The following is a 12,377-nucleotide window of genomic DNA, read 5'->3' as shown; positions in this document are numbered from 1 at the left end:
CTCACGCGCCGGTCTTGCGCCGGCCGGGCAGTATGCCCATCAGTTTGCAGATGATGCCGAGCATCACCTCGTCGGCGCCGCCGCCGATCGCCGTCAGGCGGCTGTCGCGGTAGGCGCGGTTGATCGACGTTTCCTCGATATAGCCCATGCCGCCCCAGAACTGCAGGCACTGGTCGGGAATGCTGCGCGACAGGCGCCCGGCCTTCAGTTTGGCCATGGAAGCGAGGGTGGTGACATCCTCGCCGCGCACATAGGCCTCCACCGCCTGCCAGGTGAGTGCACGCAGGCACTCTACCTCGGTCTGCATTTCCGCCAGTGAAAAATGGATTGCCTGGTTGTCGAGCAGCGGTGCGTCGAACGCATGGCGCTCGCGAACATAATCGATGGTGGTGCTGACACAGTTTTCCAGCCCCTTGATCGTCAGCGCAGCGCCGGCCAGTCGCTCCTCCTGGAACTGCAGCATCTGCAACAGGAAACCATCGCCCTCATTGCCGATGCGGAAACGCTGCGGCACACGCACATCATCGAAAAATACCGGCGCGGTTTCCGAGGAGCGCATGCCGAGTTTTTTCAGCTTTTCGCCCACGCGCACGCCGGGCGTATTCGCCGGAATAACCAGTAGGGATTTATTGCGGTGCGGCTTGCCCGGGCCGGTGTTGACCAGGGTACAGAAGAAGTCTGCATTGGGGGCGTTGGTGATCCACATCTTGGAGCCGTTGACGATATAGTCGTCACCGTCGGCCACCGCCTGGGTCTTGACACCGGCCACATCGGAGCCGGCACCGGGCTCGGACACGGCGATGGAGGCGATCATGTCGCCGCGCACGGCGGGGGCAAGAAACTCTTCTTTCAGTGCGTCACTGGCGAAATTGGCCAGCGCCGGCGTCGACATCGAAGTCTGCACGGCGATCGACAGCGGCACGCCGCCGCAGTGGGCCGCGCCCAGCTCTTCCAGAAACACGGTTTCGTAGCTGAAGTCCAGCCCCAGGCCGCCGTACTCGGTGGGCTTGCTGATGCCGAGCAGGCCCAGGTCGCCCAGCTTGCGGAACAGCTCGCGGATGGGGAATGCACCGGCCGCTTCCCACTCGGGAATATACGGATTGATTTCCTGCTGCACGAAGTTGCGCACGGTGCGCTGCAGTTCGCGGTGTTCGTCGGTGAGGTACATTATTTTTATCCCGCCGTTATTAAAGAGAATTTGTATCGACCGCTGCTCTTTGCCAGTCCGGCCAGGACGGCCGGACCCGCAAATCGAGCACGCAGTGCTTGATTTGTCGTGGAGGGTTTGCGGACAAGCGTCGCAAACCCGGATTGAAAAGGCCGGGAGGGCCTTTTCAATAACAAATCAGAAGCGCGCAACCCCGAAGCTGTTGCGCCGCGGCGTCGCCGCTTCTGCCTCGCGCCAGATTTCCAGCAGCATGCCCAGCAGCCGGCGCGTGTCGCGCGGATCGATAATGCCGTCGTCCCACAGACGCGCGCTGCAGGCCAGCGCATCGGAGCTGGCCTGCATAAATGCGCTGGTGTCGGTTTCCAGCTTTTGCAGCGCTGCCTCGTCCACCTGGCCGGCGCGCTGCATCTTCTGTTCGCTGACAATGCGCAGTACCTTGCCGGCCTGGGCCGCGCCCATGACTGCGGTACGGGAATTGGGCCAGGCGAAAATAAAGCGCGGATCGAACCCGCGCCCGCACATGGCGTAGTTGCCGGCACCATAGGAGCCGCCGACGACGATGCTGAACTTGGGTACGCTGGCGTTAGCCACTGCCTGAATCATCTTCGAGCCGTGCTTGATGATGCCCTGCTGCTCCACCTCGGTGCCGACCATAAAGCCGGTGGTGTTGTGCAGGAACAGCAGCGGCGTGCCGCTCTGTTCACACAGCTGGATAAACTGCGCCGCTTTGTTGGCGCCCTTGGGTGTGATGGGGCCGTTGTTGCCGATGGCACCGACGGTCTGGCCCTCGATGCGCAGGTGGCCGCAGTAGGTCTGGCGATCGAACTCCGGCTTGAAATCCAGCAGCGCGGAGCCGTCGGCGATGCGCGCGAGCAGTTCGCGCACGTCGTAGGGCTTCTTGCTGTCCGCGGGTACCAGCCCCAGCAGGTCGTCAGCGGGATAGCGCGGCTCGCACCATTCCCCGATAGCGCTGGAGTAGGGTGACTGTTGTAACTGTTGGGGATGGGGCGGCAGGCTGGCGACGATTTCGCGCGCGATGCGAATGCCGTCGGCATCGTCTTCCGCCAGATAGTCGCCACTGCCGGCCTGCTGGCAGTGCATCACGGCGCCGCCGAGACTTTCCGCATCGGCGATTTCGCCGGTGGCCGCTTTCAGTAGCGGCGGCCCGGCCAGGTACATGCCGCTCTGGCCGCGCACCATCACCACGTAATCCGACAGGCCTGGCTGGTAGGCGCCGCCGGCAGTCGCGCTGCCGTGCACCACGGTGATCTGCGGAATGCCCGCGGCCGACATCCGCGCCTGGTTGGCGAAGCCGCGCCCGCCGGGCGCGAAAGTTTCACTGGCGTACATCAGGTTGGCGCCGCCACTCTGCGCCAGGGTGACGATGGGCAGGCGGTTTTCCAGCGCGATCTGCTGCATGCGCAGCGCCTTGTCCATACCCGCCGGGGAAATGGTGCCGCCTTTCACGGCATAGTTGTCGACGCGCACCAGGCAGCGGCGACCGCCAATACGGCCGATACCGCAGATGGCGCCGCCGCCGGCACCGCTGCCGTCGCGGTCGTCGTAGAGTTTGTAGCCGGCCAGGGCGCACAGCTCGATAAACGGCGCGCCGGGGTCGAGCAGGCGGTTCAGGCGTTCGCGTGGCAGCAGCCAGCCGCGCTCGCGGTAGCGCGCGGCTTTGGCCTGTTCGGCGTCGGCGGGTAAACGTTCCGCGTTGCGGAAACGCTCGATCGCTTCCAGCATGGCCGCGCGGTTGTCGTTGAATTCGGCCGCGCTGCTATCCACTTCCGTTGCGAAGGGCTGCATCAGAGTTTGCCCTCTGCTTCCAGTTCCTCGACCACCTGCGGCTTGTTGCGGCGGTGGAAACCGTCAAAGGTTTTGCGGTTGTGCGCCGTGGCGGGCGGCTGCCACAGCGGCGAGTGGTGCTTGAGGCTGGAGCCGCCGTCGATGCGCAGCACCTGGCCGGTGATATAGCTGGCGGCGTCCGACAGCAGGAAACACACGGCGCCGCTGATCTCCGCCTCTTCGCCGAGGCGGTATAGCGGAATGCTGTCGCGGAAGCCTGGCAACAGTTCGCGCAGGAAGGCCGGGTCGTAGGTGTCAAAGCCGCTGGAGAGAATATAGCCCGGCGCCACCGCATTGACGCGCACGCCGCAACGGGCCCATTCCACCGCGGCGGTGTGGGTCAGGTTTTCCATGCCGGCGCGGGCGGCGCCGGAGTGGCCCATCATCGGCATGCCGCCGCAATTGTCGGCGGTGATACTGACGATACTGCCGCCGGTTTCTTTCATCGACTGGCTGAAGGCCTCGCGCGCCATCAGGAAGCCGCCGAGCAGGTTGCTGTTGAACACCGCCTGGAAACCCTTGGCGTTAATCTGCTCCAGTGGTGCCGGGTACTGGCCACCGGCATTGTTGACCAGCCCGTGAATCGCGCCGCGGGCCTGGACTATCTCTGCCACCGTCTCGCGCACCGCTTCCTCATCGCGGATATCCAGGCTGTACTCGCTGCAGGCGCCGCCGTCGGTGCGGATTTCCGCCGCCACTGTCGCCAGCTTGTCGGCACTGCGGCCGAGCAGCACCACGTGGGCACCGAGACTCGCCAGCTCGTGGGCGATACAGCGGCCGATACCGCTGCCGCCGCCGGTGACTATCTGGGTGGTGCCGTCGAAGCTGCCCGGGCGCAGCTGGCTGTGGTAGCTCATGGTGTCGCTTCCGTTGTTATTGTGGCGGCGCTTGCGCCGCAGCCATTGAATGCGCAGAATGGTCTAACGCTACCAAGCAAGCGCTTGGTATTCAATAGGGCGTACCGTCAACAGAGCGTAAGGGGGTAAAAGGCGTGGTCGCGAAGAATACTGCTGCCTTGAGTTCGGCTATCAAGGGGGCCGCTGGCAAGCGCGCGGGAAATATCGATACCGAGTCGCTGTCCGCCGCCGAGCGCGCCGCGCGCTCTGTGGGAAGTGCCGGCGCGGCAACGGAACAGTTGATGGCCGCGCTGGTAGCCGAGGGCGTGTTGACCGCGCCACAAGCGCCGCGCGGGCGCCTGCTCAACGCAGCGGCACGGCTGTTCGAGCAGAAGGGCTTTGCGCGCACCACGGTGCGGGATATCGCCTCCGAGGTGGGGATTCTTTCCGGCAGCATCTTTCATCACTTTTCCAGCAAGGAGGACATACTGCGCAATGTGATGGTCGAGGTGATTCATTTCGCCCATGCGCGGATGGTCTCCGCAGTGGCGCGGGCGTCGTCGCCGCGGGAACAGCTGCGTGCCTGTATTCTGTGTGAGCTGGAGGCCATCCACGGACTGGCGGTACCCGGGTTTTCCATGCTGGTAGTGGAGTGGCGCAGCCTGTCGGATGCCAGCCAGAAGCAGGTATTGAAACTGCGCGATGCCTACGAGGCGTACTGGTGCCAGGTGCTGGCCGCGGCGGGGCGGCGCGGGGCCGATGCGGCGCTGTTGCGGCGCCTGTTAGTGGGGGCGCTGATACACACGCACAGCTGGTTCAAACCCCGCGGGCGCGGCCTGAGCATCGCGCAGCTGGCGGACGAAACACTGCAATTGTTTGCCGCTGCAGAGTGAATTTGCGGCCTGTCGTGAGCAGACAACGACTTGGTACGCGCGGTGGCGACCTGCTTCACGTACGCGATGTGCGCACCACCACCTTTTTCAGTTATGTGGCTATTTCGCTGCGCCGGTGAGAACCAGTACCCACCCCCGGCTGCGGGAATCTTTTAGGCTCCGCTGCGTTCAGTAGCCAAATAGTGACATGGGATGTCACTTCGCAACAGTGGAGCGCACCATGTCTGGCCAGGAAAAATATCAAGTCGTGTCTGCGGGCAAGACCCTGAAGGCCAAGCCGCCTGGAGAGGTTATCGAGGCGGCGGCGCGGGTCTTTGCCATTCCGGCCGCGCAGGCCCGGCGCCTGCTGGTCAAGGGATGGGTGATCAAGGATCAGCTGACCTCCAAACAGGTGGTGGATTACCGCGCGCGGCTACAGCAGATTGGCCTGCGTGTGGAGGTGTTCCCCGCGGGAAAATACGACAACCGCGCACTGGTGGCGCGCATGCAGTTTGCCCAGAAACGCCGCGCCCGCGGCGCCGCAGCCGACACTGGCGTCGGGGCTGTGGAGACCGCGGCGGCGGCCGAGAGTGGCGCAGAGCCAAAGAAAGGCCCCGCAAAGAAAAACACGGCCGCCAACGAGGCCGCCCAGTCGCGGCCCGCTGCACCGTCGCAATCCCCGTCTCCATCTCCGTCTCCCTCTCAACCTCAGTCCGAGACGCAAGCCGACAGTGCGGCGCCGGCGAACACCGCCGGCGGCCGCGCGCGGTCACAGGTCCAGGCTCTGTTCGCGGACCGCGGCGTCGACAACGGTATCTCCACTGGCAGGCGACTGCAGCTGATCGCCGGTACTGTCGCCGGCGCGGTGGTGCCGGGGCTGTTCGCGTTGCTCGCGGTATTCTGCCTCTACAGTGCGGGCCGCGCCCTGTGGCAGATACCCGCGGCAGTGATGGCCGGTGAATTCAGTGCGACCACGGTGATCGGTTGCCTGGTGTCGCTGTTGCTGATTGGTTTTGTTGCAGCACTGTTGCTGTGGCCCTTCTTTTTTAGCGACCGCTTTGACGGTGGTGCCGGACAGGGCGGGCAACCGTTGCCGAAGCAGCGCGCGCAGGGACTCTACCTGCTGCTCGAGGTGCTGGCGGAAAAAACCGGACTGCCGGGTGTGTCGCGGCTGTCGCTGCATGCCGGCGCCGAGGTTGTGGCGGGTCCGGTGGACCTGGCGGCACTGCGCGCACGGCAGTTGCCACTGAGTCTCGGTCTGGGCGCGGTGTGCAGCCTCAGCGGTGGTGAACTGCTGGCCCTGGTGGCGCGTGCGCTGGGGAGCTACCGGACTTCCCTGCACGGCACGACCGCGCGCATGGTGCTGGGCAATGCCCAGCGGCTGCAGAAAATGCAGTGGGCACTGGAGAATGAGCGCACGGCACTGGCACCGCAGGGGCAGTGTCCCGCGCTGCTGCGCCCACTGCACCGGGTGCTGGCGCTCTGCGGGCGGCCATTGATTCCGCTGCTGGATCGGGTGGGCGCTCTGCACTGCAGGTTGAGCGGCGCTGCGGCAAGGCTGTTGGAATGTGAGGGCGATGCCTGTGCCGCGCAATTGCTGGGTAGCGACGGGTTTGTGCGCTTTGCGGAAAAGTGGCACCAGCTGGTGCACGCAGAACTGGTGGTCGCGGAAATCAATCGCGAGGCGGCGGTGGCCGGCCAGCGGCTGGAGGATGTCCCCGCAGCGATTCGCTGGACCCTGGACAACCTCGACAAGGAAACCCGCTCCAATATCGAGCTGGCCATGGCGCAGACCTCCGATGTCTGGGACAGCGCCCAGGCGGCGGATAACGAGCGCGTTGCCCGGGTCGAGGCGCTGGCACTGGAGCCCATGCTGGCGCGGGAGTTTTCGGTGCAGAAACTGATCGACGAACTGCCGGCACTGTGTGTCTCGCTCAGCGCGCAGGGTGACGCCGAGGCGGTGGAAAACCGCAAGCTGCTGTGCGCGAGCAAAGAGTCCGAGGCCTCGCAGCAGCGGGTCGACGAGTACTTCAATCGGCTGCCGCTGCGCGAGTTTCTCCCGCAGGCGATACCGGCGGGTGACGAGTTTGCCGCCATGGACCTGCAGGCATCCATCGACTGGCTGCGCGGCAAGCTAGTGGATGCGCGCGAGCTGGATCAGCGGCGCAGCGAGTTACTGGCGCGCGGCGCCGCGATTCAGCTCGGTGCTGCGCTGGCGCGCCTGCCCGGCAAGATCCAGCCGCAGGACTACTTCCTGAGCGGCGTCACCCCGGCGGCGGCGGATGACAGCCTGCGCGATAACCGCACTCGCTGTGCAGAACTGCAACAGCAATACCGGCAGGTGTTTGCGGTGTTTGTGCTGCGTATCGAGCGCGCAGTGGCGGCGATGGGCGGGGCGGCACAGCAGGCGGCCGGACAGCAGCTGTCGCGGGTGCGCGACTATTCCGCACTGGCTCCGCGGCTGGAAAAAATAAAACGCTACGGCGACATTATCGCCTTGATGATCGAGCGCCTGGCTCTGGACGCCACGCAGCGGGAGCTGGTGCTCAAATTCCACCAGCTGGCAGCAGCGGAACTGGATGCGCTGTTCAGTGCGGTTGATACCAGCACCAGCCTGCGCGAACAGGGCCTGGCCGGCGCGCTGGAAACTCGGATCGGTCGGGCGCCGGCACCGGCGCTGCCGGCGGAGCGCCAGGGCACACTGGATGCCTTGCGGGCGCTGGAAATCCGCTGCAAGAGTGCCGGTGCGGCGGTGATGGAGCAGTACCGGATTCAGCTCGCCGAACTGTTGGGCCTGTGCCTGGAGCGTGAGCGCGCGCTCGATATACGCCCATTGCGGCTGGTGGCCAGCCTCGCCTGACGACTGTCGAGGTTCGAAGGGGGGGTCAGCCGCCTGCGAGTTTCACCTTGAAATCGCGGGCTTCCAGCAGCGCCTTGAGTTCGGCGCGTTTGTCGCCCTGAATTTCAATCACGCCATCTTTCAGAGCGCCGCCGCAGCCGCAGCGCTTTTTCATTTCCGCCAGCAGCAGCTTCAGCTCCGCGTCGGTACCCGGCAGGCCGCGCACGCAGGTGACGCCCTTGCCCTTGCGACCCTTGGTCTCCCGCTGTATCCGCACGAAGCCGTCACCGCTGTGCCGGCGCGGCGCCTGTGCTTCCTCTTTGATGCGGCCGCGGTCGGTGGAGTAGACGAGGCGGCTGTCTTTTTTCATAACGGCAACTTCCGGCTAGAGAGTCTGGTTGGTGGCGTGTGAGCGCGCAGAGGTTAGCGGTAAGTGGCGGCAGATGCCAGCGGCGCCTGTGGCAGCCGCGGCGCACTGGCGCTATATTAACCCGGCAACTGAACAGGCTGCCGGGCGCAGAGGTGGCGGCACTGCCGCCAACCAATCCGCGGGCGCGATGGAGACTTTATGCCACAGACCGGTGTGCGCAAATGGCTGAACGAAGTGATCTTCGGTACGGATACCCCGGCCGGCAAAGCCTTCGATGTCTTTCTGATCTGGGCGATCCTGGCCAGCGTGGCCCTGGTGCTGATGGTCACGGTAGAGCGGGTTGGCTCCCGCCACCGCGAAGTGTTCTTCCTGCTGGAATGGGTTTTCACCGGTCTGTTCACAGTTGAGTACATGCTGCGCATCTACTGTTCGGTGAATCGCCGCGCCTATATTTTCAGTTTCTACGGGCTTGTGGATCTGATGGCGATACTCCCCAGCTACCTGGCCCTGATTTTCACCGGCGCCAGTACGCTGCTGGTGATCCGCATGCTGCGGGTGCTGAGGATTTTCCGGATCCTCAAGCTGATCCACTTTACCAACGACGCCAACATACTGATGCGCTCCCTGTGGCAGTCGCGGCGCCGGATCCTGGTGTTCTATTCCAGCGTGCTGGTGCTGTGCATTATCTTCGGCGCCATCATGTATCTGGTGGAGGGACCGGCGAACGGCTACACCAGTATCCCCAAGAGTGTCTACTGGACGATCGTCACCATCACTACGGTCGGTTTTGGCGATATCACGCCGCAGACTTCACTGGGGCAGACCATCGCCTCGATGACGATGCTGATCGGTTACTCGATTATTGCAGTCCCCACCGGCATCGTGACGGCGGAGCTGGCCTCGGAGATTAGCCGCGAGCGCAGCCTGCGCCGCTGCGACAACTGCAGCCATGCCGGCCACGACGCGGATGCCGAGTACTGCAAGCACTGCGGCTACAAGCTGGCCGAGGAACGGGTGCTAACGCGCGGCCACTGACGGCTTACCAATTGTCCGGTACGCGCACCGCCACCACTTCCGCCGTCGCGCAGACGCGCCCGTCGCTGGACAGGGTGCACTGCAGCCGGGTTTTCTTGGGGCTGCGCTCCACGATGGTGGCCTCCAGCACGGCCGGTTTGTCGATCGCTGCCGGCGCCCGGTAGCTGACGTCGAGTTTGCCGGTTGCGTACCAGATCTTGTCGCCACTGCCGGTGGCGCGGCCTGCCTGGCGATAGCCGTCGGCGATCGCCGTGCAAATGGTGTGGCAGTCGATCGCAGTGGCAATGATGCCCCCGTTCAGGTAGTGAGTGGGGCCAGCACACTGGTGCGCCTGCGGCACGAACTCGCAGCGGCTGGTGTCGTCGCCGGTCCAATAGCTCTTGATCTGCAGCCCGTTCTGGTTGTGTGGTCCGCAGCCGAAGCAGTGGTTGTCCGGTATCTGGTCCTGGATGGCCGTCTGTTCGCCCATGCTTTACTTCCTCAGTGTGAATTCGAGTCTGCCCCGGGAGGGCGGGGCAATGCTAATGCGGATACCACCCGCATGTCCAAATCGGTAAACTAGCGCGCCTCACTGTGCTGTTGGATGGTTACTCATGGAAATATACGGCTTCTGTGCCCCCGGTTTCGAGGCGCTTTACGACCGCTTTGCGGACAACTTTCGCCACTGCGGCGATACCGGCGCGGGGTTCGCCGTGCGCCAGCACGGTGAACTGATTGTCTCCCTGTGGGCCGGCAGCGCCGACCGCGACGGGCAGGTGCCCTATACCGAGGATACCCTGGCCAATGTCTTTTCTTCCTCCAAAGGCATACTGGCGGTCCTGGCATTGCAGCAGGTGGCGGCCGGTACCCTGGACCTGGATCGTCCGGTCGCCGACTACTGGCCGGAATTTGCCGCCGCGGGCAAGGAGGGCGTCACCGGGCGCCAGCTGCTGTGCCACCGCGCGGGGCTGGTGGCCTTCCGGGAAAAGGTCGCCGACAACCTGATCTACGACTGGGATGCTGCCTGCGCACAGGTCGCCGCTACCGAGCCCTGGTGGCCGCCCGGTTCCCATCAGGGCTACGCGCCATTTCTGTATGGCTGGAGCGTCGGTGGCCTGATCGAGCGCGCTGCCGGTCAATCTCTGCGAGATCTCTATCGCACGGGCCTGGCGGCACCGCTGCAGCTGGATGGCGGTTACGGCGCGCACGGGCATCACTCCACGCGTATCGCCGACGTCGCGCCGCTCAAGCAGCCGCTGCCGGAGCTGCGCGAGAACGCGGTGGGCCGCGCGATCAAAGAAGAGCGCGGCGGGCCGGTGGCGCAGGCCTTCACCAACCCGGTCAGCCTGATGATGGGCACCAACAACGACGCCTGGCGCCGCGCGCTGATTCCCGCTGCCAATGGCCATTTCAGCGCCCGCGACCTGGCGGCGGTGTATGGCGACCTGGCACAGGATGTGCCGACGCTGCTGCCGCCGGCACTGGTAGCGGATGCTACCCGCGAGCAGAGCTGCGCGCGCGATGCAATCCTGCAGGCGGAGGTGCGTTTCGGCAGCGGCTTTATCCTCAGTGGCAGCGCTGCGGATCTGCGTTTCGGCAGTGCACGGGGATTCGGGCACCCCGGGGCCGGCGGTAGTGTGGGCTTTGCCGATCCGGAAAACGGGATTGGCTGCGGCTACGTCACTACGCGCCTCGGGCAGAGCCTGTTTATGGATCGCCGCTGTGTGTCACTACTGGAACAACTGTACGGGTTACTGTGATGGATAAGACGCTGAACAACCTGGCGATGCGTGTCGAGGAGCTGGAGAGCCGCGTGGCCTTCCAGGAAGATACCCTGTCGCAGCTGAACGATGTCATTGCGGCACAGGATGTGCAGATCCGTGGGTTGGTGGCACGGCTGAGGGAACTCGGCGACAGATACCGGGATCTATCCTTCGAGCTGCAGACGGGCGACAAGTCCGGGCAGGAAAAGCCGCCGCACTACTGAGGGGGCAGGCATCGACCGATGAGACCGGATGCGCTGCACCCGTGTAGCACGAACGTACTCTAATAGTCGAAGGATTGGGTTTCAGTTTCTGTCATTTAAAATTTTTCTAAAAAAATTATTTGCAGGCCCCGCATCAACCATTGACAAGCTTTTTCCACATCGCGTAGTAGCGTTCGGCACAAGTTAGTCACAGCCGCAAAATTGGTACGCCGCGGCGCGGAAATCTTGTAAGTTATTGTTTTATAAGCAAAAAATAGGCGCGTTTAAAAAGTGCGCAAAATGCTGGAACCCAGCCAAGACGCCGCATGGCGCGCTCTGTTGCCGTTTAGTGCACAGAGTTATCCACAGAATATGTGGACGGCCTGCAGGCTTGTCGGTGTGTGACAAAGTTTCTTTCGGCGGCTGCAGTGGCGGCCAAACGTTGGGCTTGCACGCGAGCGACTGCACAAATTTGCACGGTGATCGGTAGACCTCGGCGTCGTTTCCGCCTAGGCTTCCGTACCGAACTGGGGCGACCGGTTCAGCTGCGAGTCAGCTGAACCGGTCGATACTTCCCTCCCGATTCCGGTAGCAGTGATTTGCAGTGTGGCGATCGGTTTTTGCCGTTACTGCGGAATGACTGTTTACCTCTAGACACCCGTTGTTCCGATATAAAGCGTTAGGAGAACCTTACATGAAAAAATGGGTAGCAATTCTCGCCCTGGGCTCGCTGGTAGGCTGCAGCACGCTCGACCCTTACACTGGCGAAAGCAAGACCAGTAATGCGGCCAAGGGTGCCGGTGCCGGTGCTGTGGCGGGTGCCATCATCGGTGCAGCGACGGCGAGCAAAAAGGATCGCAAGAAGGGCGCGATCACCGGTGCTCTCGGTGGCGCGGCCATCGGTGGCGGTATCGGCTACTACATGGACCGCCAGGAGATGGCTCTGCGCCAGCGTCTCGAAGGCACTGGTGTGCGTGTACAGCGTGAGGGCGACAATATTCGCCTGATCATGCCGGGCAATATTACCTTCGGCAGCAACAAGTCGAATATCCGCACCGACTTCTACGACACCCTGGACTCTGTGATCCTGGTGCTGAAAGAGTTCGACCAGACCGCTATTCGCGTCAGCGGCCACACCGACAGCACCGGTTCCGACGTCTACAACCAGACCCTGAGTGAACAGCGCGCCCAATCTGTCGCCAACTTCTTCACCGGCCGTGGCGTAGCCTCCGGACGTGTGCAGGCGGTGGGTTACGGCGAACGCTACCCGCTGGCCAGCAATGACACCGAGGCTGGCCGCCAGGCCAACCGCCGTGTAGAGCTGGAGTTGCTGCCGCTCAAATAATATGAGACAAACGGCAGGGTCCACGCCCCCGCACTGACGGGGATCGCGGGCCCGACAACCGGTATCCAATCCGGTGAAGAGAAAAGGGCACTGCGGTGCCCTTTTTTTGTGTCGGCGCCAAT

General features: G+C 63.8%; 11 protein-coding genes. 6 read left to right on the top strand and 5 right to left on the bottom strand.

Features of this window, described 5'->3' with window-relative positions; genetic code table 11:
* Position 1: 1 nt before the first annotated feature.
* The 3 genes from ABDK11_RS10940 to ABDK11_RS10930 form a co-directional block, all read right to left on the bottom strand.
* Entirely contained in the window at positions 2-1,168 is a 1,167-nt protein-coding gene (locus ABDK11_RS10940; protein WP_346836541.1) for an acyl-CoA dehydrogenase family protein, read from the bottom strand.
* 177 nt (positions 1,169-1,345) lie between these two features.
* The gene (locus ABDK11_RS10935) at positions 1,346-2,974 is read right to left on the bottom strand and encodes an acyl-CoA carboxylase subunit beta (protein WP_346836540.1); all 1,629 of its coding nucleotides are present in this window, start codon (positions 2,972-2,974) and stop codon (positions 1,346-1,348) included.
* Positions 2,974-3,870, bottom strand: a complete 897-nt coding sequence (locus ABDK11_RS10930) for an SDR family oxidoreductase (protein WP_346836539.1) — start codon at positions 3,868-3,870, stop codon at positions 2,974-2,976. The genes ABDK11_RS10935 and ABDK11_RS10930 overlap by 1 nt, the downstream gene beginning before the upstream one ends.
* A gap of 158 nt (positions 3,871-4,028) precedes the next feature.
* On the opposite strand from ABDK11_RS10930, the gene ABDK11_RS10925 reads away from it, so the two are divergent.
* Entirely contained in the window at positions 4,029-4,742 is a 714-nt protein-coding gene (locus tag ABDK11_RS10925) for a TetR/AcrR family transcriptional regulator (protein ID WP_346836538.1), read from the top strand.
* Positions 4,743-4,962: 220 nt separating this feature from the next.
* Positions 4,963-7,581 (top strand): hypothetical protein, encoded by a 2,619-nt coding sequence (locus ABDK11_RS10920; RefSeq protein WP_346836537.1) that lies wholly within the window; start codon positions 4,963-4,965, stop codon positions 7,579-7,581.
* A gap of 25 nt (positions 7,582-7,606) precedes the next feature.
* On the opposite strand, the gene yciH is transcribed toward ABDK11_RS10920, so the two are convergent.
* Entirely contained in the window at positions 7,607-7,930 is a 324-nt protein-coding gene (yciH, locus tag ABDK11_RS10915) for a stress response translation initiation inhibitor YciH (RefSeq protein ID WP_346836536.1), read from the bottom strand.
* A gap of 198 nt (positions 7,931-8,128) precedes the next feature.
* Here yciH and ABDK11_RS10910 point away from each other — a divergent pair, with 198 nt between their 5' ends.
* A complete protein-coding gene (locus ABDK11_RS10910; RefSeq protein WP_346836535.1) occupies positions 8,129-8,965 on the top strand; it encodes an ion transporter in 837 nt (278 codons plus the stop codon).
* 4 nt (positions 8,966-8,969) lie between these two features.
* Here ABDK11_RS10910 and ABDK11_RS10905 read toward each other — a convergent pair whose 3' ends face one another.
* Positions 8,970-9,434: a PaaI family thioesterase gene (locus ABDK11_RS10905; RefSeq protein WP_346836534.1), complete on the bottom strand. Its 465-nt coding sequence runs from the start codon at positions 9,432-9,434 to the stop codon at positions 8,970-8,972.
* Positions 9,435-9,558: 124 nt separating this feature from the next.
* Here ABDK11_RS10905 and ABDK11_RS10900 point away from each other — a divergent pair, with 124 nt between their 5' ends.
* The 3 genes from ABDK11_RS10900 (at position 9,559) to ABDK11_RS10890 (ending at position 12,255) form a co-directional block, all read left to right on the top strand.
* Positions 9,559-10,704 carry a serine hydrolase domain-containing protein gene (locus tag ABDK11_RS10900; RefSeq protein ID WP_346836533.1) on the top strand — a complete coding sequence of 382 codons (1,146 nt, stop codon included), beginning with the start codon at positions 9,559-9,561 and terminating at the stop codon, positions 10,702-10,704.
* Positions 10,704-10,931, top strand: coding sequence for a SlyX family protein (locus tag ABDK11_RS10895; protein ID WP_346836532.1), 228 nt, complete (start codon positions 10,704-10,706; stop codon positions 10,929-10,931). Before ABDK11_RS10900 ends, ABDK11_RS10895 begins: the two co-directional genes overlap by 1 nt.
* 673 nt (positions 10,932-11,604) lie before the next feature.
* Positions 11,605-12,255 (top strand): OmpA family protein, encoded by a 651-nt coding sequence (locus ABDK11_RS10890; protein WP_346836531.1) that lies wholly within the window; start codon positions 11,605-11,607, stop codon positions 12,253-12,255.
* The last annotated feature ends 122 nt before the right edge of the window (positions 12,256-12,377 follow it).

It is taken from the genome of Microbulbifer sp. SAOS-129_SWC, from assembly GCF_039696035.1.
Lineage (GTDB): Bacteria > Pseudomonadota > Gammaproteobacteria > Pseudomonadales > Cellvibrionaceae > Microbulbifer.
The sequence above is the reverse complement of the archived record's forward strand: the minus strand, read 5'-3'. Positions and strand labels throughout refer to the sequence as shown.

What these genes read in the sequence shown, in the direction of transcription:
- ABDK11_RS10890 (WP_346836531.1), top strand. Translation starts at nt 11,605, where the DNA reads ATGAAAAAATGGGTAGCAATTCTCGCCCTGGGCTCGCTGGTAGGCTGC.
- ABDK11_RS10910 (WP_346836535.1), top strand. Translation starts at nt 8,129, where the DNA reads ATGCCACAGACCGGTGTGCGCAAATGGCTGAACGAAGTGATCTTCGGT.
- ABDK11_RS10930 (WP_346836539.1), bottom strand. Translation starts at nt 3,870, where the DNA reads ATGAGCTACCACAGCCAGCTGCGCCCGGGCAGCTTCGACGGCACCACC.
- ABDK11_RS10905 (WP_346836534.1), bottom strand. Translation starts at nt 9,434, where the DNA reads ATGGGCGAACAGACGGCCATCCAGGACCAGATACCGGACAACCACTGC.
- ABDK11_RS10920 (WP_346836537.1), top strand. Translation starts at nt 4,963, where the DNA reads ATGTCTGGCCAGGAAAAATATCAAGTCGTGTCTGCGGGCAAGACCCTG.
- ABDK11_RS10895 (WP_346836532.1), top strand. Translation starts at nt 10,704, where the DNA reads ATGGATAAGACGCTGAACAACCTGGCGATGCGTGTCGAGGAGCTGGAG.
- ABDK11_RS10940 (WP_346836541.1), bottom strand. Translation starts at nt 1,168, where the DNA reads ATGTACCTCACCGACGAACACCGCGAACTGCAGCGCACCGTGCGCAAC.
- ABDK11_RS10900 (WP_346836533.1), top strand. Translation starts at nt 9,559, where the DNA reads ATGGAAATATACGGCTTCTGTGCCCCCGGTTTCGAGGCGCTTTACGAC.
- yciH (WP_346836536.1), bottom strand. Translation starts at nt 7,930, where the DNA reads ATGAAAAAAGACAGCCGCCTCGTCTACTCCACCGACCGCGGCCGCATC.
- ABDK11_RS10935 (WP_346836540.1), bottom strand. Translation starts at nt 2,974, where the DNA reads ATGCAGCCCTTCGCAACGGAAGTGGATAGCAGCGCGGCCGAATTCAAC.